The sequence below is a fragment of the Vibrio profundi genome (genome assembly GCF_043642225.1).
GTDB lineage: Bacteria > Pseudomonadota > Gammaproteobacteria > Enterobacterales > Vibrionaceae > Vibrio > Vibrio profundi_A.
This window is the reverse complement of sequence record NZ_JBHZSF010000014.1, coordinates 20,435-41,270: the sequence shown is the minus strand read 5'-3', so window position 1 is coordinate 41,270 and position 20,836 is coordinate 20,435. Positions and strand designations below refer to the sequence as shown.

Sequence of the window (20,836 nt, the reverse complement as noted above, 5' to 3'; positions counted from 1 at the left end):
ATTTGGTTAATTTATACGTAACTCTGCGATCAAAGCTTGCGTCACATCAACATGTTGCATTATTTACAGGAATCCCACATCTAGTACGCAATCCCGTTTACAAGCGGATCATTTGTATAAATAGCATTTTATTACTAAGTTTTATATTAATGTCCGTAAACTGATAATAATAATAATTCTTTTAAATGCTTTGTGAGGCGCAAGCTTATGTATAAAACTCACAGTCAGCCAGCAACTACCTCGGCGCAAGAAATGTTGGCTCAAAAGCTGATTATGCTGGTTGATGACGATCCGATATTTCGTCGTATTACTGGTGCATACCTCGATGCTCAAGGGTATGACGTTATTGAAGCCGAAAACGGTTTAGACGCGCTGCGTAAGTTACGTACCGCTGAACCTGATTTAGTCATCTGTGACCTGTCAATGCCGGTGCTTGATGGAATCGAACTTGTCGAAGAACTGAGTTTGGAATACCCATCGTTGCCCCTAATCGTTGTTTCTGCAACCGATGAAATGTCTGATGTCGCGAAAGCGCTAAGGTTTGGTATTAAAGACTTTTTACCTAAGCCGATAGAAAACCACAGCTTTTTGTCGAGTGCGATAGAAAATACCTTGAAAGACTCTTTCGATCATTTAACTGACCAACGAGACTTCTCTAGTCAATGGTTTTGTGTAGATGGAGGAGGGGATATCCCTGAAGACCAAGAGTTACATTGGCATCTTGATTACTTAGAAGACAACCCAAGTGCCGCTAAGGACTTATTGCATGCTCTGCTCCCAGACAAAGATACTTCTCAGGGGAGTTGGAAATGTTCATATCGACTTTTGCAGTCAACCGATGTGATGCCATTGGTTTTTGATTATGCTTGGTTGATGAATGGCCAATTTGCGTTCTATTTAGTGGACTCATCGTCAACCGAAGAAGGTGGTGCTGCGACGACTTTGCTAGTGAGAGCATTGTTCCATGACTATTTAAGAAACTTGAAAAACTACAGTGCAGATCTAAAAGATATGGCTGAGATTTTGGAAAAAGGCATCAATTGCTCCAAATGTGCAGCTCCCGTTAATGCCTTTTTTGGAGTGGCGGACCTATCTGAAGGGACACTGTCGATACTCCCTGCAGGGTTAGATGCTCAATGGTCTAACGGATATGTGAATAAACATGTTGCGGCCGGTGAACAGCTGGGTAATAACTGCATTAAGAATTTCATTACGCAGGATCTAGAGGTTCGATCGGGTTGCCAAGTGTCTCTAAGTCGACTTGGGGCTTCGAGTTTTAGTCTTGATATACATCAAGGTTCAAGCAATTAACCTTGTTTTTCATCGGTTTTTGTTAACCTTTCTGTCAGGTATAGTTACCGAAAAGTGGTGGCTATACCGTCAATTTCACGTTTTGTTAACGTGAGATGGCTTGGTAGCCAGCAACAAACTACCAATAATGAGAAAGAGCAAATGTCATCTAGCAAAGACTTTAAAGACCCATTTAATATTTTTTACCTTCTTGGTTTTATTGCCGTATTATTAGCAGTGCCGCTTTTACCTGCGACGCTAACGGTAATCCGTGTTTTGAACGGGTATGCCACTTTTTAGAAAATCACGGAGGCTATCATCAGTATTCGTCAACTTTCCCTGAATTTTGTTGGTGGCCTTAGTCTAATTCTTGCCTTTCTAGGTATTGTTTTACCACTTCTTCCTACAACACCGTTTTTACTCTTATCTAGTGCCTGCTTTATGCGTAGTAGCCCTCGGTTTCATCGATGGATGCACGAACATAAAACATTGGGCCCCTTGCTTACGAACTGGCATGAAAATGGTGCGGTCACAAAACAAGTAAAAAACCGTGGTTTGTTTTTTATCCTATTGAGCTTTTCCTTTTCAATTTATTTTGCTCCAGTCCTTTGGGTTAAAGGCTTTTTAATCTTGGTCTTAGTCATTTTGTTGTCATGGTTTCTACGCTTACCCACTCATGAGTTAGTTGCTGAGAGCGAAGAAAATCACTAACATTGGTAGATGTGTGCCTGCTTTTGAAGTGGGCGTTTATTTTTTCAGCATTGCAACGCTCAAGCATGTAATGCGGAAAGTCATCAGCCCCTTTCCCTACTAATAACGATAACGACATAGGGCAAGCTGCCAATTTAAGTAATAAGTATTATGACTACAGCAACTATTTCTCAGATCAAAGCAAGTATTAAAAGTATTCCAGATTACCCTAAGCCAGGTATTTTATTCCGTGATGTCACAAGTTTGATGGAAGACGCTTCGGCTTACCAAGCAACGATTCGCGTTCTGGTTGAGAAGTATAAAGAGATGGGTTTTACCAAGATTGTGGGCACTGAAGCTCGCGGTTTTCTTTTTGGCGCTCCTTTAGCACTAGAGCTAGGCGTTGGCTTTGTCCCAGTTCGTAAGCCTGGCAAACTGCCACGTAACACGATTGCTCAATCTTATGAGTTAGAGTACGGCACAGATACATTAGAGATTCACACAGACGCTATTGTTGAAGGTGACAAAGTACTGATGGTTGACGATCTTCTCGCGACAGGCGGAACGATTGAAGCAACGACTAAGCTTATTCGTCAACTTGGCGGTAATGTTGAGCACGCTGCGTTTGTGATTAACCTACCTGAAATTGGTGGTGACAAGCGTCTAGAAGGTCTAGGCCTTGAAGTATTCAGCATCTGTGAATTTGACGGTCATTAATCCTTTTCGGAATTATCCATGAGTTATCTTGCGTTAGCGCGAAAATGGCGACCAACTAAGTTTAATGAAGTAGTTGGTCAAGCCCATGTCTTAACGGCTCTCGAAAACGCCTTAAGTCAGAACCGATTGCATCATGCTTATCTCTTTAGCGGAACTCGCGGTGTTGGTAAAACAACGATTGGTCGCTTGTTTGCTAAAGGGCTGAACTGTGAAACCGGTATTACCTCTACGCCCTGTGGTGAATGTTCTACCTGTAAAGAAATTGATGAAGGTCGCTTCGTTGATCTATTAGAAATTGATGCGGCGTCACGAACCAAAGTTGAAGATACTCGTGACCTTCTTGATAACGTTCAGTATAAACCTGCTCGCGGTCGGTTTAAGGTTTATTTAATCGATGAAGTGCACATGTTGTCTAGGCACAGTTTCAATGCGTTGTTAAAAACGCTAGAGGAACCGCCTGAATACGTGAAGTTCTTGCTCGCGACAACAGATCCACAAAAATTACCAGTGACCATTTTGTCACGCTGTTTACAGTTTCATTTGAAGCCTATCAGTGTTGATAATATCCATGAGCAACTTGATACGATCTTAGCGGAAGAGCAAGTGTCTTCCGAAGCTAGAGCCTTGGGAATGATCTCTCATGCTGCAGATGGTAGTATGCGTGATGCGTTGAGTCTTACTGATCAGGCAATTGCACTAGGGAATGGCACAATTGCATCCGACATGGTTGCTCATATGCTCGGTACTTTAGATACTGATCAAGCTATCCATTTGTTAGAAGCGATTAGTCAGAAACAGCCACAGGTTGCGATGGATACGATTCAACAACTTGCGGAAAATGGCATTGAGTGGGATGGCTTATTAAACCAACTTGCTACTCAATTGCACCGTTTAGCCATGTATCAAGCGCTTCCATCTAGCTTGGATAAAGCTCAGCCGGATGCTGAAAAAATTGAGTTGTTGAGCAAAGCTTTATCACCTCAAGATGTGCAGTTGTACTATCAAATCGTACTAAAAGGTCGTGAGGATTTGCCTCTAGCTCCTGCTGCAAAAGTTGGTGTCGAAATGGTTGTGCTAAGAATGCTGGCATTTAGGCCTAGCACTCAGCCCCAACCAAGTGCAATTAGTACAGACGCGGTCGCTCAGCCTGTTGTGCAAGCTCCTAGCACTCCAGTTTCACAGCCGGCACCCCAAGCTCCGGTTGCTCAGGCTCCAAGGCAGTCAGTGGCCCCAATCAATCAGGCTCCTGTGCCGCCACAAAGTATGGCGCCACCACCTAATTATAATGAGCCGGAATATACGCCGGATCAGTATGATTCTGCTCCGATGTATGATGATCGCCCGAGCTATGCTCCACCGGCGATGAACGAGCCTCCTGCTCAGCAGCCAAGTCGTACTCAGCCAACTCCGCCTCCGGCACAGCCTAGCGCTGCAACACCGGTTAGTGGTTTACGTCATCAGCTTCGCTCTCAGCGTCGCGGTAACCAACCTACGGATAAAGGCTCAGCGCCAAAAAAGGCTAAAGCGGCACCGACAAAATCATCAGTACTTGAACGTGTTGCGCAGCAACATGGTGGGTCTGAGTGGGTGTCGCCAGCTTCTCAAACACAAGCAGATACAGCGTCGGACAACGAGCCCTATCGATGGAAGCCGTCAAAGCCTGTAGTGAAAGAGAAGACGACAGAGCTAAGCCCGACTCAGATAAAAAAAGCCCTAGAGCATATAAAAACACCTGAAATGGTCGAAAAACTGTTGAAGGAGTCGATTGCTCAAGATGATTGGTCTGCAACAATCAACAAACTTGAAACTGCGAAATTAGTGGAACAATTGGCCCTAAACTCTGTCTTTAAAAAAGATGGAGCGTCTATTTCCTTAACGCTGCGTGCAAGCCAAGCGCACTTGAATACAGATCGTGCTCAAAGTGAACTGCTGCAAGCATTAAATAATGTGCTTGGTGAAGAGTGTCATTTGAATGTGGAAATCGGCGAGGGTGGAGAAACTCCACTAGAGTTAAGGGAAAGACTGTATCAGGCTAAATTGACACAAGCTTTTTCTAGTCTAGAGAATGACGCGCATGTTCAATTTATAGAGAGGCGCTTCGCGGCGGAAATTGACCGAGATAGCGTTCGCCCAATATAACGAGATTCATCCAATAAACGATAGGATAGGGTTGAATAGTTGACTATTGACCCCATCTAAAACTAATAACCAATTAAACCAGAGAGACTAACATGTTTGGTAAAGGCGGTATGGGTAACCTAATGAAGCAAGCCCAGCAAATGCAAGATCGCATGCAAAAGCTTCAAGAAGAAATCGCAAATATGGAAATTACAGGTGAGTCTGGTGCTGGCCTTGTTAAAGTTACGATTACTGGTAGTCACAGTGTACGTCGTGTAGAAATCGATGAAAGCCTAATGGAAGACGATAAAGAGATGCTTGAAGATCTTATCGCTGCTGCTTTTAACGATGCTGCACGTCGCGTAGAAGAAACTCAAAAAGAAAAAATGGCTGGCGTAACTGGCGGTATGCAATTACCACCAGGTATGAAAATGCCATTCTAAATCGCTTGTGATTTAACAATTAGAGCGATTTATTAATGCGTACCAGTCATATGCTGGAGCATTTGATGGAGGCCTTACGTTGTCTACCTGGGGTTGGTCCCAAGTCGGCACAGCGTATGGCCTTTCATTTGTTACAGCGGGATAGAAAAGGTGGTCTGCAGTTAGCAGAAGCACTGAGTCAGGCCATGACAGAAATTGGCCATTGTAATGAGTGTCGTACTTTTACGGAAGAAGACACTTGTCATATTTGTACTAACCCGAAGAGACAAGAGAACGGTCAAATCTGTGTTGTGGAAAGCCCTGCAGATATTGCAGCGGTTGAAGCAACAGGACAATACTCTGGACGCTACTTTGTTCTAATGGGACATTTGTCACCACTGGATGGTATTGGTCCCAGTGATATTGGTTTAGATGTTTTAGACTACCGACTCCGTCGAGGTGATATTACAGAAGTCATATTGGCGACAAACCCAACGGTAGAGGGTGAAGCAACGGCGCACTACATTGCTGAGTTGTGTCATGCTCATGAAGTAAGCGCGAGTCGCATTGCTCATGGTGTCCCGGTTGGGGGAGAGTTAGAGCTTGTTGATGGTACGACTTTGTCGCATTCCTTGTTGGGACGGCAAAAGTTAGGCTAGACAAATGTTGAAAAGCGGTGCCTTTAAGGCATCGCTTTTTTATTGGCACGTTTGAATAACCAACAGCTATCGTATTATTGGAAGCGGCGGTTTGACGGCATAGCTACCAAAGTCATGTTCGTGCAGCGATAAGTATTCTGGAAGCATGCTACTCATTGTGTGCAAGTTTCCAAGTCAGTAATGATATTGATCGCTTCCTGTGAAGAACTTCCGCAAACCCAAGCAGCCGCTTTGAAATCGTGGCACACAGCCGGGCGCTCTGGTTTACCAAAAAGTTTGCAAAGGTTATCGGTGTTCAGTTGTTTGCAGCGTTCACCTGCCTGCTTTCCATTTGGGTGTAAAGGAAAACTACTACTAATGCTTGGGGCGATACAACACGCGCCACAACCTAGACGACAATCCATCAAATTGACTCATTTGTTAACAAAGGGGCGCGATAGTAGCAAATAATTGCCAACCTGACAGTAGTCACGAGCAATTTTTATCCTTGAACTTTATATGGTCTAGCGGTATAACACGCTCCCAAGAAATCGACTAAGAAGTAATCCTATGAGTGCACCATTTTGGCAATCAAAAACATTAGAGCAAATGACAGAGAGCGAGTGGGAGTCTCTTTGTGATGGCTGCGGTAAATGTTGCCTACACAAATTAATGGATGAAGATTCTGATGAGGTTTACTATACCAACGTGGCGTGCAGTTGGCTCAATAGCAAAACGTGCTCTTGCAAAGATTACCCAAACCGTTTTACTTCAGGTGAAGAGTGTTTGAAGCTAACTCGCGATAAAATTGATGAGTTTCATTGGCTTCCAGATACTTGCGCTTATCGTTTATTGTCTGAAGATAAATCGATTCCTGAGTGGCATCCTTTGGTTACAGGAAGCAAGTCAGCCATGCATGCTGCCGGTGAAAGTGTTCGCAATAAAGTTGTGTATGAAATTGATGTTGTTGACTGGGAAGACCACATCATTAATCATCCGAACCGCTAGATTCGAATGTAAAGAGGCACTCATTGAGTGCCTCTTTCATTTTAAGCCATTTTTAATCGGTCCTTCCTACTAATTTACCTGCTGTTTTAAGAATTCCCCTAGTTCTGAATGATGCATAATTTTGGAAACAGGTAAGATAGTTTCCGCTGGTCCCCAAGCGAAGATATTGACTGGCGTATGAGTATGGGTACCTGTGCCCCAAACGGTATTTTGGCCAGTCGCGTGCTCTCTGGCGAGTAAGTTACCTCTATCGTTATATGGATAGAAAGCATCAAAGTCGTTAATGGCAGGTACCTCTTTTTCATCGAGGTATTTGTGTCCTGCTAAGCGATACGGATTAGGTTTACTCGCGAGCACATTAGCCGCTTGCCCTGACGTAATTGGGAATTCGCTGTTTTTATTGACGATTTCGGCAAATTTCGCAGCGGTTTGCTGATTTTCTTCTAGTTTTTGAAATTCACTGATCATGCCGTAATAGCTTTTCTTCTGGTTGTATAAGCCATCAAGAATATCGAATTTTCCAAAATTAAAGTTTGGTGCATAGTCACGATCATTGAACGCTTCGCCCGAACGAGGTTCAGGCTTTGGTAGGCTATCTGAAGAGTAGCTAAATCCGAACGAACCCGTTTCGTGGTCTGCGGTTACAATGATCAGAGTGTCGTCACGGCCTTGTGCCCATTCATAAACAGAATTCACGGCTTCATCAAATTTGATCATTTCATGCAGCATAGTGCCTGCGTCGTTACTGTGGCCCGCCCAATCAATCTGCCCGCCTTCAACCATTAGGAAAAAGCCGTCTTTGTCTTTGGATAATACCGAGAGTGCTTTGTCGGTCATTTCTTTCAAGGTTGGCTGGGTGCGTTTAGGGTCAAGCTTGCTTTGGCTATAGGCGATGCCATCATTCATGCCTGAATAAGAAAACAGCCCAAGTATTTTGTCTGATTGAGTGTCTGTCAGAGTTGCTTTGTTGAAAGCGAGCTCATAACCCTTGTTTTGAGCTTCTTCTAACAGGTTGCGATTGTCTTTTCGTTTTGATTTCAGATACACGTCCCCCTGAGTAAGCGACTTCAGCTCTTGGTAGGCTTTACCTTTGTCATTGGTCGATTTTGGAATCCAGTGACGCAACCCTCCGGAGAGCATGACATCGACATCGTTGTTCAGCATATCTACCGCAATGTCATTTTCGAGCGAGCGATGAGGCTGATGCGCCGCAAAAGAAGCTGGGGTGGCGTGTGTCAGTCGCGTGTCAGAAACCAAGCCCGTCGCTTTACCCATACGTTTGGCTTTTTCCAGTACGGTTTCGACATGGTTACCTTGTGAGTCGACGCCGATCACTTCCGAAGCGGTATAGATACCGGTGGCAAGCATCGTTGCCGAACAGGCAGAATCCACGACAATAGCGTCTTCTGGGTGAGTTAGAGAAGAACCTATCACGCCTTGTTGAGCCAATTTATATAAAGCAGTCGGCTCACCTTTGTAAATCGAGTTGGGTGCATTGTTGGCGTAGGTCTCTAACAGTCCGACTTGTTGTGGACCCATGCCATCACCAATCATCAAAATGACGTTTTTGATTTCTGTAGATAATACGTTGAAAGAGAGCGTTGAAGTCACTACTGCGGTCGCAATAGGTTTAATTAAGTGCTTCATAGTATATTCCTTTTTTATAAAAAGCGGCGAAATTAAAACACTGACTTATGACACTTTTGTTGCTGAAATATAATCTTCATAGAAGTGTCATCAGATGGAGGGAACTAGAAATAATAAAGCCCACCGAAGTGGGCTTGGTCGTAGCTGAGATGGAGAATCTCATGAGTTTACAGGTATGGCGGTGCTTTCAATGACAGCTTGGTTAAACTCGGTTCGCGCAAGTTGAGCCGCATCAGACATCGCCAATTTGTGTTCTTTGGTTTTTTGGACGGTCTCTAATCGCTCTTTAAGTGCGTTTTGTAATTCTTCAGGTAGTTGGTGATCGTCAAACTCCCCATCGTTACTATGTTCGAGGGCAAAGGCTCTAATTTGTTTACGTATCGTCATTAAATCGGATAACGCTTCGCGCTCTTGTTCGGCGGCTTCCTGAGCGGTGTCTCGGCTGCGTTCGAATCTCGCTAACGCCATGCCTTCATTAGACCAAGGATCCATTTCAGGTAAGTCTTCAATATTAATGGTCGGTTCGACGTAGTCTTCTTGATGGCGCAAGTCTAAGCTTGTTGCTCGAACTGCCGACACCATCAACATGATCGAGATACCAAGAAGGGGTAAGCCACCAACAATCGCTGCAGTTTGCAGTGTGCTTAATCCACCTAAGAACATGAGAACTGTTGGAAGGAAAGATAGAGTGAAAGCCCAGAACATGCGATTCCAGCGCATCGGTTCTTCGGTCACATTATTTTGCACAACAGACGCCAATATGTACGAGATAGAGTCAAACGTGGTAGCGGTAAAAATGACACAAAGCAAAGTGAAGACAGCAATGACTATCGTGTTGAATGGCAACTGTTCGAGCATTGAGAAAATAGCTTTGGTGGCGCCTTCCGTGTTTAAGATCGTGACGATATCAAGTTGTCCGGACAGCTGTAGGGACAGCCCGTAGTTACCCAAAATCATGAAGAACAAAAAACAGCCTAATGAGCCAAAGAAAATAGACCCTGAGACCATTTGCTTGATGGTTCGGCCTCTCGAAATTCTAGCGACAAACAAGCCCATACTCGGTGCAAAAACAAGCCACCATGCCCAATAAAAAATCGTCCAGTCTTGTGGGAAGTGGGTGTCGTCAAACGTGCCGTAACCACCAAAAGGTTCAGCCCACGTCGCCATGACAAAGAAATTGGAGAGCATTCGGCCGATCGAGTCTAAGCCTGTCTCAAGCATGAAAATTGTCGGGCCGGCGATTAATACAAAGGCTAATAGCCCCATTGCGCCCCAGAAGTTAATGTTACTTAAAATCTTAATGCCTTTTTCTAAACCAGCGTAAGACGAATAAGCGAAAATAGCCGTGCATATCAGCAATACGCTGATTTGTGTGAAATCGTTTTTAGGCAGTCCGAATAAGTGGTTTAAGCCTTCCGTGATCAGTGGGGCAGCTAAACCTAAAGTTGTTGCTGCGCCACCCAGTAGACCAAAAATAAATAGGACATCGACAACTTTACCTAAGGTGCCTTTGCTTCGAGTCTCGCCAATCACAGGCATTAGTGCACTCGACACCTTCAATACTGGCTGTTTTCTTACATAGAAAAAGTAAGCGATTGGTAGTGCGGGAATTAGGTAGATTGACCAAGCGATTGGTCCCCAGTGAAATAGACCATAAGTGGCGGCCCAGCGTACGGCTTCTTCACTTCCTGGCTCTAGCTGAAATGGCGGAGATTGATAGTAATAGGCCCATTCAATGCAGCCCCAGTACAGTATGCTAGCGCCAATACCGCCACAGAAAAGCATTGCAGCCCATGAGGCTGTTTTAAATTCTGGCGCTTCGTCAGCGTCGCCTAACTTGATTTGCCCCATATCACTGAATATGACGTAAATCATAAATCCGAATGCGCATAGGCCGAGAGCGAGGTAAAGGAAACCGAGTTTGTCGGTCATAAATGATTTAGCAATTGCGATCCATTCTGCGCCCTGGTTTGGGAACATGATCAATGGAATAGTAATCGTGACTAGGAGTGCGAGTGCACCAAAAAAAGTGGGTTTATCGATGAGCGAAAAGGATTTTTTCACGAGCGTGCTTCCATAATAGTTGAATCACTATTATTGAATGGGCTGTGAACCTTGAACAAATAGAGTATTTTGTCTTCAAGACAAAAATTATTAGCGCAGGCTCTATTTGTCTAATGTGGATCTATTTTAAATGAGGGCGAGTAGGATACCACCAACGGTTGCCGCAGCGGATAGATATTGCCCCGCAGAATATGAACCGTCTTCTTCGTCTTTAATTTTATCTGGGTGGTCGATACCTAAAGCGCCGTGAGCAAAGGATTCTACCTTGTCGCCTACAGTGGCATTCTCCGCTGCCGCTTTTTTATTATCTTTTTCAATTTCTTGTAATGCAGCAAGCAACGCCTTGCCTTCATCCGACAACGTGACCTTGTTTTGCTCCATCTTTAAAGGTGTCGCACTTTCTGTGGTAGCTGCTGGTTTTGCTTGAGGTTTTACCTGCTGGGCAGAATAGAGCTGTGCTCCGCTCGTTCCTACTGGTGTCATATTGCTCTCCTTAACATACCCTCAACTAACAGTATCGGCAGTCATGTGAAAAACTTGTGTAAATAATCATCTCAATGTTTGATTTTTATACTAAGCAATTCCTATGCCTATGATTAAGGAGAGCAACACCTAAATGTCTATTTGCAGGTTAGGTCATTATTTCTTTTGCTTAGCGCATGATAGGCATTCATACGATTCTCTTTTTTAATGTATCGAGCTGGTGGGGCAAGTACTTTAAGTTGATAGTCTGTTGAGCTTGATGTGATTTCGTCTGTTGGAGTTACGATAACGATGTTTAGGTTTGGTGAACGGCGTAGAATCGATTGAGCGGTACCAAGTCCACCTTCGGTATGGAATTTACCGGCAACGTGAATGACTTGCGTATTAGGTTGTTGCTTTAGGTATTGAGTGATGGATTCCGCCATTGTTTCATCCCAAGTAATTTGAGCTTCAAACTGTTTTTTAGTTTGATCTGGTGAGCCATGGTGCATCGAAGCCATGAATTTTTCTTTATACGGGCTTGCGCTGGTATTAATGTCGTCTGCTAGCCACTCTCGCTCTTCTTTATTGATTCGGTCTAGATATTCGAGCCCGTTTCTTCCGATACAACGCACTAGTGGTTTCGGCGCATTACTCGCAATGATGTCTAACTGGTTGGCTTTAGCTAGCTCAACAAGAGGGCGGTAGTCACTTTCGTAGTTTGGCCATGCATCGGCTTCTTTCATCAGTGTTTGCTCGCCAATTTCATCACTTAAGTATTGATTCAGGATTGTTTGAGAGTGACGGGAAAATTGTTCCATAGATAGTGCGACAGATTGGCCGGATTGAATCGTGGCTTTTAGTAAGTCGGTTTGGAAACGGTGGATGCCGGAATGAGTGTGCCATTCGCCCACTAAAATAACGTCAGCATTTGCCAACTCAGCGGGTAGGGAATTTAGTGAAATGAAATCGCCTAAAGGGGACGCCAGCTGATAATCGTAGAAGCTAGTAACTTCGCTGTTATTAAGCTCTTTTGAGGTAGAAGAGCAACCGGAAAGGAATGCGATAAGGCTGAAAATAAAGAGTTTTTGCATGGTAATGCCTCCAAAAATGAACGCTGCATAATATAGGAGGCAAGATTAACTTTCAATGCAAATGAGAATTAATAGCAAATGGGTTGAGTTAGCTGTTTTTTCGATAAACTCTCAACATAAAATCTGCTTCACATTGGAAAAGTGGAAGAGATTGAAGCTTTTGCTTAAATTGCTCTGTTGCTTTCCAAGCAAAAGGTGTCATTTGCAATAAGTCATAGGCGTCGCCACCTGTTAAGTGCATCGTATAGTTTAGTTGCTCTTGATGCTCTAAGGTAAATCCAATGATCTCTTCCGCTGTCTCGTCATGCAGACGCACACCGTCATAGATTTCTTCTCTTAGCTGATATAAATGACGACCTGCTGGTGTCACGGTAATGATTACGCCATCGTCTTTGATTGTTCGTTGCAATTCTTCGGCTTTACAGGGCGCGTATATTCTTAATATTGCATCTAGGCTCTGTTCTGCAAAAGGTAAACGGTGACTTGACGCTACCGAGAAGTCACAATTTGGGTAGCGTTTGGCGGCGTATTTAACCGCAATTTTTGATATATCCAAACCAAATACTTGAGTGTTGCCTTTTGCTTTGAGTGCGACTTCATTGGTGTAATAGCCCTCACCACAACCGATATCGAGCAAGGTAGCGTTAGCTGCGGTTAAGTGTGAGTTGCAAAGTTGAGCTACAGCTTGGCGCATTGGCTCGTAGTGACCGTTTTCTAAAAAGCGGCGACGAGCTTGCATCATCTCTTTGTTATCACCTGGATCTTTAGAACGCTTATGATGTGCTGGCATCAAATTGACGTAGCCTTCTTTTGCTAAGTCGAATTGATGATTCTTTTCACATTTAAACGTTCGCTCAGTAAGTGATAGAGGTTGGTGACACAAAGGACATTGGTAAGACATGACGAGCTCAAGAGTGGAAATTCGAAGAGAAAAATTTTAACAGGAAGCGCCTACCCATGCTAGAGCAAAGGCACTGTGCGTAATACAGAAAAGGCCTGTAGATGACAGGCCTTTGATAGGTCGGCTTGCCTTTAGCTAAAGAAGTCGACTTGTTTTTTAAGCGATTCTGCTTGCTTTTGAAGCTCATCAGCGCTTTGCGAGGTTTGCGCGCTAGTCGCTCGACTTTGTTGATTCAAGTCGCTAATTGAGTGAGCGTTAGCCGCGATTTCCTGAGAAACTTGGGCCTGCTCTTCTGATGTGGCAGCGATGGTTTCCGCTTGTGTCGCAATCGACTGTACTTGAGCTGCAATTGCCTCTAGTGCGGTTCCGGCTTCTTGAGCTTTATCTAGCACTTGATTTGCGTTGTTTTGGCTTTGCGACATGAGCTCGACCGCATTACCGGTTGAGGACTTAAGCTTTTCAATGATATCCACTACATCCTTCACCGATGTTTGAGTTCTATGCGCTAAAGTTCGAACTTCATCGGCAACAACGGCAAACCCTCGGCCTTGCTCACCTGCACGTGCTGCTTCAATCGCAGCGTTTAACGCCAACAGGTTCGTTTGCTCAGCGATATCATCAATCATCTTGGTCACGGTTTGGATACTTTCACTGTCTACATTGACTTGCTCGATAGCCTCCGCAGATTTATCGAGCTGGTCATTCAGTTGGGCTACATCCACGCAAACATCTTCGACCACTTCTAACCCTTGTTGGCTATCATCATTTGCCAATCGAACGTTCTCAGCTATGCTGCCGACTTGCTGCGCAACTGACTCTGCCGATGTAGCCATTTCTTCTATTGCGGTAACGACTTGTTCGACTTGTTCTTGCTGGCGGTCAGATTGAACCAAGTTGTGGTTAGCATCCTGAGATACGCTGTTCGAGCGATTTTGAACTTCGTCGCTAGTGCTTCGAATTTCACCCACTAAGTTGTTGAGTTGGCACGCCATTTCTGCAACGCCTTTATTAAGGTTACTGATTTCATTTCTAGAATCAGTCGTCGAGTGTGGAATGTCCAAACTGACTTCGCCCTTCCCTAAACGCTTCATATAGTCGTTCAGAGTGGTTAATGGCTTCAAGGTGCGGTTTAAGAATACAGTCAGGATCATAACTGTAACTCCAGCAACAAGAGCTGCAATGATGGCAATGAGCTTAAGTAGCTCATCACTGCCTTTTGTGACTTCTTTGATGAAGGTGCCCCCAAGCAGTTTCCAATTCCAGCCAGGTACTTCGGTATACACCAGGTATTTTTCACCAACGGTTTGCTGGTAAGAATATGGGTAGCGTATTAAGCCAGATGCCTGTTCAAATATTTGATAGAAGGGCTTGTTTCCTTCGTAATCTTTCACATCAATGATAGAAGACTGCTTATCCGCTAGAGTAGGGTGAAGTAAGTACTGACCAAGGTTGTCTTGATCGTTATCGACTAAAATGGTGTAACCCGTATCTCCCCATGAAACTGAACGTAATGAATCAAAAAGGCTCTGAGTTGCGTCTTCGACTGGTAGTCCAATAAATGAAATACCATTTATTGAACCATCGGATCCCACTAAAGGAGCGTAATAAGTGATGTAATGTTCACCAAAAAGCTCCACTTGCGCGTAGTATGGTTGGCCTGATTTAATCTTTTGATATCCAGAGTGCGAGCTATCGAGCAGTGAACCAACCACTCGTTCACCTGCTGGGTTTGTTAGCGAGGTCGATACGCGAATAAAGTTATCGCCGTAAGGAGCAAATAGCGTTGCAACAGCACCGGTATCACGAGTAAAACTGTCTACCAACTTAGTATCATTGACTAAGCTTTCCCCGTATTGAGTCATGTTGATAACACTTTTACCATTTAGCTCGACTTCGTAGTCTTCAACATACACGCCTGCCAAGTAGCCATTTCGAAAGGTCGACTCGAGTACTTTCGCAGTATGAAGGTACGCGTCGAACTGGCCGGCAATCGTCATTGCCATCGCTTCGACCTTGGACTGGTGTTCACGGAGTGTGTTATCTAAAAGTACCTGAGAAGCGTTTCGATACACTAAAGTTCCTACAGACCCAAAAGATATGAGTAAGCAGAGCAAGATAACCAACTTGAGTTGAAAGCCTACGCTTTGATTTTTGTATTTTTCAAACATGAATAAACGATCCTGTCTTCAGAGCAAGTTACTGAATGTAATTTATAAATCTGTAATTATTGTTTTGAGTATCATACAAACTAATAAAATCACTTAAATTGATAATAATTAATAAATCCATTGATAAGCGATACGGGTTAAACAAATAGGAAAGTGGAATAGGCGGAAAAATTTCATCATGTTGGTCGTTAATGCGGGAGAAGGTGGGGAGCAGGTTAAAAACAAATAATGCAGCGGGTAGGCTGCATTATTGGCGAAGTGGTACGTTGCTTTGGAAGCTAGTTTACTGATACAACCGTTGAAAGCTGGTGGCTTTCGCCTGGCTGGAGTGTTTTACCTTCTTCGATGCTAGGAGCATGAAGGGTTGATTCTACACACAGCATGGTTAGGTAACCGTCATCTTGCATATCACCCATACTTGCCGCACCCTCAGCCCATGGATTCCAAAGTACAGCAGAATTATGGCCTTGGTTCTCTATATTCAGAGTGCGAGCGAGTTTAGAATCAGTCACAGAAATGATGGACTGTGGCTGAGTGTATACGCGGTCAATGGTATCAGTAAGAACCAACTCATCTTGGCCTTGACAAACTTCGCCATCTTTTAGACCGTCAATGTATTCTTTGCCCATACCAGTTGTCACGGTTTGAGCAATGTCACCAACGTTTAAGTATGTATGAAGCGCGCCAGAGAAAGTCCAAGGCTGTTCATCAGTGTTGGTGACATCCAGTGTTACTTTCAAAGAATCAGCGATTTCTACGTTGAGAACGGCGGTAAATTGGAAAGGCCAAATTGCCAACGTTGTTTCTGATGGTTTTAGACCTAAGCTGATGATCACACCTTGCTCATTCTCTCGGTGCTCTAAGAGTTCCCATTCGCTTGAACGAGCAAAACCGTGTGCAGGAGCGGCAATTCGGCCAAACCATGGCCAGCATACTGGAATGCCACCACGCAGTGCGGTTTTACCATCAAAGATCGCTTCTTTACTCATCCAAATGAGATCTTCTTGCCCCTTCGACTTGAAGGAAACAACGTGGCCGCCATTTAGAGCGATACCAGCAGAAGCTTTATCGTGAATCACACGAACAATCTTTGTTTCACCTTGTTGAACAATGGTGACACTGTCTGAAAGAACACTAATTGCAGGTAGGGTGGATAAATCCATTACAAGATCCTCATTAGATAAAATCACATTCGAATAGTGAATTTAAGCGGCCTATACCTGTGTAGATATAAGAAGCTATAGAGCGAATTCAGTATTCAAATGAGTTTTACGACAAATTTTAGGTACTAAAAAGGCGACTCAAGAGCCGCCTTTTTTCAGTCTTTTCTCAAAGACGATCTAGCTAAACGCTGTCTAAGTAATAATTACTTAGAGATGTGTGCGATTAGGTCTAGAACTTTGTTTGAGTAACCGATTTCGTTGTCGTACCAAGATACAACTTTAACGAATTTGTCAGTTAGAGCAACACCAGCTTTAGCATCGAATACTGAAGTTTGAACTTCACCGATGAAGTCTTGAGAAACTACTTGGTCTTCAGTGTAACCTAGAACACCTTTTAGCTCGCCTTCAGAAGCTTCTTTCATTGCAGCACAGATTGCTTCGTAAGATGCAGCTTCTTTTAGGTTAACAGTTAGGTCAACTACAGAAACGTTAGCAGTTGGTACACGGAAAGCCATACCAGTTAGAAGGCCGTTTAGTTCTGGAAGAACAACGCCTACAGCTTTAGCAGCACCAGTTGAAGATGGGATGATGTTTTGAGAAGCACCACGGCCACCGCGCCAGTCTTTAGCAGAAGGACCATCTACAGTTTTTTGAGTTGCTGTAGTCGCGTGAACTGTAGTCATAAGACCAGATTCGATACCGAACTTGTCGTTAAGAACTTTAGCAACAGGTGCTAGACAGTTAGTAGTACAAGAAGCGTTAGAAACGATGTCTTGACCAGCGTAAGTTGAATCGTTTACGCCCATAACGAACATTGGAGTTGCGTCTTTAGAAGGACCAGTAAGAACAACTTTCTTAGCACCAGCAGTGATGTGCTTACGTGCAGTCTCGTCAGTTAGGAAAAGACCAGTTGCTTCAGCTACAACGTCTACGTCGATAGCATCCCATTTTAGGTCTTCTGGGTTACGCTCAGCAGTTACACGTACAGTTTTGCCGTTAACGATTAGGTTACCGCCTTCAACTTCAACAGTACCGTTGAAACGGCCGTGAGTTGAGTCGTACTTAAGCATGTAAGCCATGTATTCAACGTCGATAAGGTCGTTGATACCAACAACTTCGATGTCATTGCGCTCTTGCGCTGCACGGAATACGAAACGGCCGATACGGCCAAAACCATTAATACCTACTTTGATAGTCATTGTAGTTGCTCCACAACTTAATTTCTGATTAAAGATAACTGGTAGTAAAATTACAGAATCCAGTAAATTTCTGCAATAGATAATCCGACTTAACTTGTTTAATGTCAAAAAAAAGCGACGCTTTTCTTAACAATTACATGTAAATGGTCGTTTTTTATACATTGCGAGTGATTCTGTTCCCTTCCAGTTGGGGTAAAATAACTCGAAATGCCAAGTTACTTATGAATGTATATGTACAACGTATCTTGGTGAGAAAGTATGTGCTACAAAAGTGTACAGATGCAAGTTTTTGTGGAAAAAAGTAAATATAATAATAGAGAATAAAGGAAAATATTAACGTGAAACCAAAGGGTGAAGTTGTGAAGAAGTCTGAAGAATACTGGCGTGAGCACCTTTCTTATGAGGAATTTAAGGTGTGCCGAGAACGTGGTACGGAAGCGCCATTTACTGGCAAGTTACTGCATAACCGAGATACAGGCATATACAGCTGTACATGTTGCCAAACACCGCTGTTTATTTCAGAGAATAAATATGATTCAGGTTGTGGCTGGCCTAGTTTTGACGCGCCTATAAATGACCAAGCGATCCGCTATATTGAAGATCTAAGTCACGGAATGAAGCGGGTAGAGATACGCTGTTCAGCGTGTGATAGCCACTTAGGTCACGTTTTTCCTGATGGTCCTAAGACCACTGGGGAAAGGTTTTGCGTAAATTCAGTGTCGTTAATTTTCAACAAAAATGAAAAAAGCGGTGACTAATTCACCGCTCTTGTTAAAACTTTTCATTTTTAGACAAAATAGCTATTTATTGTACTGTTTGGGCATCATTCCTCGTTTGTACTGGCCATCTTCAATTGCATTTTCGATTGTGCTCGCGACGCTTTCAAGCTCCTCGTATTTTTCTGCAGAAAAGCCATACATTAAGCTGAGTTCACTTTTGGAAGCGATGGGTACTTCAAATTCCTTGGCTACCATAGCCCATATGTATGCTTTCTCTAGAAATCCAAGCCTGTGATTAATACTGGCAAGTGATTTGAAAATCTCGGGATTAATATTGGTAGAGTTGGATAGCTCAAGCGCACTGTTCAGTAGCACGATTGTTTTTTCTTCATCTCGTGTGGTGTAGAAGGTAGCAAGTGCGTACTGCATCTCTGCTGTTTGTAGTGCTTTTGTCCCTTCTAGCTGTAAGAAGCTTCGTCTTGCGTCATCGCTGCCGGTTTGTGACCATAAAAAATAGAGTGTTTCTGGCTTTGTCGAGTCAGTAAGCTCTTCCACGATACGTTCTGTTTCACTAATGCTATGGACTAAAGCACTAAAACGTTTCTCTTTCAGTGCAGATTGATCTATTGGGGCAATTTGGGAAGCAAGCTCTAAACATTTACGATAGGCCGCTACAAACTCGTATTCTTTAATTTTGTTGGCATCGGTTGGCATTTTCTTTACTTCAAAGCGATGCCAAATGAGATCGGTTCTTGGAAGGCGGCACTGTCCATCATTCATGTTCAGTTCTTCACAACGTAACTCTGGGTGATCAGCGCATAGCTCATCGGTGTTTTTATTGCCTTCAAAGCAACCTGCAAGCACCAATGGTAAAGAGGCGGCTAGAAGCCATTTATTTCTTCTCATATTCCTTCACTTGTGATCGATTACACTTATTTCTTTTTGTATCCTTGACTCAAAACGTCAACGGTTTATTTTCAGTTAAAATTGTTACGAATAAGGTTCATCATGAATGCAGAACAACTCCTTAGCGCAATGACTCCAGATGTATATGAGCGTTTAAACTACGCAGTGGAAACTGGTAAATGGCCAGAAGGCACACCACTGTCAAAAGAGCAACGCGATTCATGCATGCAAGCAGTTATGCTTTATCAATCTAAGCATAATGTAGATGCGCAACATATGACAGTCGCAGCGGGCGGAGAAATCAGCTTTAAATCAAAGTCTGAGCTGAAAAAACAGTTTCAAGCTGGTCAAGAAGATATTGTTCGTGTGAATCCTAACAAGTAGTCAGTTAATGATACTTGTATGAATCGATGATTAAAAAAGGGTGACTCCATGAGTCACCCTTTTTGTTTGTAATTTCTGAAGCTTATAGGCTCATTTCGCCGCGAAGTACCTTCTGCATTTCTTGTTTTACTTCTTCGTAAGACAGGTTTTGGCTCAGTAAGTAATGAAGCTTGGCGAGTGCTGCTTCAGGTGTCATGTCAAAGCCACTTATTACGCCAGATTCCGCTAGAGCACAACCGGTAGCGTAGCCTCCCATATTCACTTTACCTGCCAAGCATTGAGTCAGGTTCACCACAATAACACCACGCTCAGACGCATCTTTCAAGTGCGCTAGAAGCTCTGGGTTTTGCGGGGCATTGCCTACTCCAAACGTGAGTAAGATCATAGCATTAACCGGTTGAAGTAACGTGTTACGAATTACTTCATGCGAAATTCCTGGGTACATGGTGATTACACCGATTGGCTGAGGTGTAATTGTGTGTACTTTGAACTCGCCTGTTGGGCGCGTATCAACCGTGACATTATCACTGACTTGAATGTTGATTCCGGCTTCAAGTAGCGGCTGCAAGTTCGGTGAGGTAAAGGCGTTAAATCCGTCAGCATGGGATTTAGTACTGCGGTTACCGCGCATCAGCTTGTTGTTGAAGAACAATGTCACTTCGTTGATTGGGTAATTAGCGGCAATATGAAGCGCATTAAGTAAGTTCGCTTGCCCGTCAGAACGGAGTTCTGCCAATGGGATCTGAGAACCTGTAACAATGACAGGCTTGCCAAGGTTTTCCAACATGAACGATAACGCAGAGGCGGTATAAGCCATAGTATCTGTGCCATGAAGAATGACGAAACCATCGTATTTGTCGTAGTTTGCACGAATATCGTTAGCGATAGTCTGCCAATCTACAGGAGTCATATCCGATGAATCCATTAATGGCGAATACTCATGAATCGTGTATTCAGGCATTTCTGGGCGATGGAATTCAGGCATGCTCGCAAGTTGCTTATCCATAAAGCCTGCGACAGGCACATAGCCATGATCATCAGACTTCTGCATACCAATCGTACCGCCGGTATAAGCGATGTAGATATGTTTTCTTGGCATAGGTTAATACTTAGTATGGTGTAGGGAACAGGTGGGCGATTATAACGAAATGTAGACTAATAAAAAGAGGTGCGACTCACCTCTTTTTATTTGTATGAATAACCAAGCAAACCCTATTGACTCAGGGCGGAATGTAAGACGTTACGA

At 43.6% G+C, this 20,836-nt stretch carries 21 protein-coding genes; 10 read left to right on the top strand and 11 right to left on the bottom strand.

Features of this window, described 5'->3' with window-relative positions:
- The first annotated feature begins 207 nt into the window (after window positions 1–207).
- The 7 genes from ACHUFI_RS18240 (at window position 208) to recR (ending at window position 5,896) form a co-directional block, all read left to right on the top strand.
- Entirely contained in the window at window positions 208–1,311 is a 1,104-nt protein-coding gene (locus ACHUFI_RS18240; RefSeq protein ID WP_394251715.1) for a response regulator, read from the top strand.
- A gap of 141 nt (window positions 1,312–1,452) precedes the next feature.
- Window positions 1,453–1,590 carry a hypothetical protein gene (locus tag ACHUFI_RS18235; RefSeq protein ID WP_394251713.1) on the top strand — a complete coding sequence of 46 codons (138 nt, stop codon included), beginning with the start codon at window positions 1,453–1,455 and terminating at the stop codon, window positions 1,588–1,590.
- Window positions 1,591–1,605: 15 nt separating this feature from the next.
- On the top strand, window positions 1,606–2,001 hold the full coding sequence (locus ACHUFI_RS18230; RefSeq protein ID WP_394251851.1) for a YbaN family protein: 396 nt from the start codon (window positions 1,606–1,608) through the stop codon (window positions 1,999–2,001).
- A gap of 150 nt (window positions 2,002–2,151) precedes the next feature.
- The gene (apt, locus tag ACHUFI_RS18225) at window positions 2,152–2,697 is read left to right on the top strand and encodes an adenine phosphoribosyltransferase (protein ID WP_394251711.1); all 546 of its coding nucleotides are present in this window, start codon (window positions 2,152–2,154) and stop codon (window positions 2,695–2,697) included.
- Between the two features lie 18 nt (window positions 2,698–2,715).
- Entirely contained in the window at window positions 2,716–4,836 is a 2,121-nt protein-coding gene (gene dnaX / locus ACHUFI_RS18220) for a DNA polymerase III subunit gamma/tau (RefSeq protein WP_394251709.1), read from the top strand.
- Between the two features lie 92 nt (window positions 4,837–4,928).
- Window positions 4,929–5,258, top strand: coding sequence for a YbaB/EbfC family nucleoid-associated protein (locus tag ACHUFI_RS18215; RefSeq protein WP_137357674.1), 330 nt, complete (start codon window positions 4,929–4,931; stop codon window positions 5,256–5,258).
- A 35-nt stretch (window positions 5,259–5,293) separates the two neighbouring features.
- A complete protein-coding gene (gene recR / locus ACHUFI_RS18210; RefSeq protein WP_394251707.1) occupies window positions 5,294–5,896 on the top strand; it encodes a recombination mediator RecR in 603 nt (200 codons plus the stop codon).
- Window positions 5,897–6,048: 152 nt separating this feature from the next.
- On the opposite strand, the gene ACHUFI_RS18205 is transcribed toward recR, so the two are convergent.
- Window positions 6,049–6,300 carry a YkgJ family cysteine cluster protein gene (locus ACHUFI_RS18205; protein ID WP_394251705.1) on the bottom strand — a complete coding sequence of 84 codons (252 nt, stop codon included), beginning with the start codon at window positions 6,298–6,300 and terminating at the stop codon, window positions 6,049–6,051.
- 145 nt (window positions 6,301–6,445) lie between these two features.
- On the opposite strand from ACHUFI_RS18205, the gene ACHUFI_RS18200 reads away from it, so the two are divergent.
- Complete coding sequence (locus ACHUFI_RS18200; RefSeq protein ID WP_394251703.1) at window positions 6,446–6,883, top strand: YcgN family cysteine cluster protein; 438 nt, start codon at window positions 6,446–6,448, stop codon at window positions 6,881–6,883.
- 69 nt (window positions 6,884–6,952) lie between these two features.
- Here the strand turns inward: ACHUFI_RS18200 and ACHUFI_RS18195 are convergent, their stop codons facing one another.
- From ACHUFI_RS18195 to gap, 8 genes are all read right to left on the bottom strand, one after another.
- On the bottom strand, window positions 6,953–8,530 hold the full coding sequence (locus ACHUFI_RS18195) for an alkaline phosphatase (RefSeq protein ID WP_394251701.1): 1,578 nt from the start codon (window positions 8,528–8,530) through the stop codon (window positions 6,953–6,955).
- 159 nt (window positions 8,531–8,689) lie between these two features.
- Window positions 8,690–10,594 (bottom strand): BCCT family transporter, encoded by a 1,905-nt coding sequence (locus tag ACHUFI_RS18190; RefSeq protein ID WP_394251699.1) that lies wholly within the window; start codon window positions 10,592–10,594, stop codon window positions 8,690–8,692.
- Window positions 10,595–10,720: 126 nt separating this feature from the next.
- On the bottom strand, window positions 10,721–11,077 hold the full coding sequence (locus ACHUFI_RS18185; RefSeq protein ID WP_394251697.1) for a hypothetical protein: 357 nt from the start codon (window positions 11,075–11,077) through the stop codon (window positions 10,721–10,723).
- A 137-nt stretch (window positions 11,078–11,214) separates the two neighbouring features.
- Window positions 11,215–12,150: a ChaN family lipoprotein gene (locus ACHUFI_RS18180; protein ID WP_394251695.1), complete on the bottom strand. Its 936-nt coding sequence runs from the start codon at window positions 12,148–12,150 to the stop codon at window positions 11,215–11,217.
- 88 nt (window positions 12,151–12,238) lie between these two features.
- Complete coding sequence (rlmA, locus tag ACHUFI_RS18175) at window positions 12,239–13,051, bottom strand: 23S rRNA (guanine(745)-N(1))-methyltransferase (protein ID WP_394251693.1); 813 nt, start codon at window positions 13,049–13,051, stop codon at window positions 12,239–12,241.
- Between the two features lie 131 nt (window positions 13,052–13,182).
- Window positions 13,183–15,219 (bottom strand): methyl-accepting chemotaxis protein, encoded by a 2,037-nt coding sequence (locus ACHUFI_RS18170; RefSeq protein WP_394251691.1) that lies wholly within the window; start codon window positions 15,217–15,219, stop codon window positions 13,183–13,185.
- 278 nt (window positions 15,220–15,497) lie between these two features.
- Window positions 15,498–16,382 carry a D-hexose-6-phosphate mutarotase gene (locus tag ACHUFI_RS18165; protein ID WP_394251689.1) on the bottom strand — a complete coding sequence of 295 codons (885 nt, stop codon included), beginning with the start codon at window positions 16,380–16,382 and terminating at the stop codon, window positions 15,498–15,500.
- A 203-nt stretch (window positions 16,383–16,585) separates the two neighbouring features.
- Window positions 16,586–17,581, bottom strand: coding sequence for a type I glyceraldehyde-3-phosphate dehydrogenase (gap, locus tag ACHUFI_RS18160; RefSeq protein WP_049846785.1), 996 nt, complete (start codon window positions 17,579–17,581; stop codon window positions 16,586–16,588).
- 320 nt (window positions 17,582–17,901) lie between these two features.
- Here gap and msrB point away from each other — a divergent pair, with 320 nt between their 5' ends.
- Window positions 17,902–18,339: a peptide-methionine (R)-S-oxide reductase MsrB gene (gene msrB / locus ACHUFI_RS18155; RefSeq protein WP_394251849.1), complete on the top strand. Its 438-nt coding sequence runs from the start codon at window positions 17,902–17,904 to the stop codon at window positions 18,337–18,339.
- A 42-nt stretch (window positions 18,340–18,381) separates the two neighbouring features.
- Here the strand turns inward: msrB and ACHUFI_RS18150 are convergent, their stop codons facing one another.
- Window positions 18,382–19,206, bottom strand: coding sequence for a DUF2989 domain-containing protein (locus ACHUFI_RS18150; protein ID WP_394251688.1), 825 nt, complete (start codon window positions 19,204–19,206; stop codon window positions 18,382–18,384).
- A gap of 102 nt (window positions 19,207–19,308) precedes the next feature.
- On the opposite strand from ACHUFI_RS18150, the gene ACHUFI_RS18145 reads away from it, so the two are divergent.
- Entirely contained in the window at window positions 19,309–19,590 is a 282-nt protein-coding gene (locus ACHUFI_RS18145) for a YeaC family protein (protein WP_394251686.1), read from the top strand.
- A gap of 82 nt (window positions 19,591–19,672) precedes the next feature.
- Here the strand turns inward: ACHUFI_RS18145 and ansA are convergent, their stop codons facing one another.
- Complete coding sequence (ansA, locus tag ACHUFI_RS18140) at window positions 19,673–20,689, bottom strand: asparaginase (RefSeq protein ID WP_394251684.1); 1,017 nt, start codon at window positions 20,687–20,689, stop codon at window positions 19,673–19,675.
- Window positions 20,690–20,836: the final 147 nt, after the last annotated feature.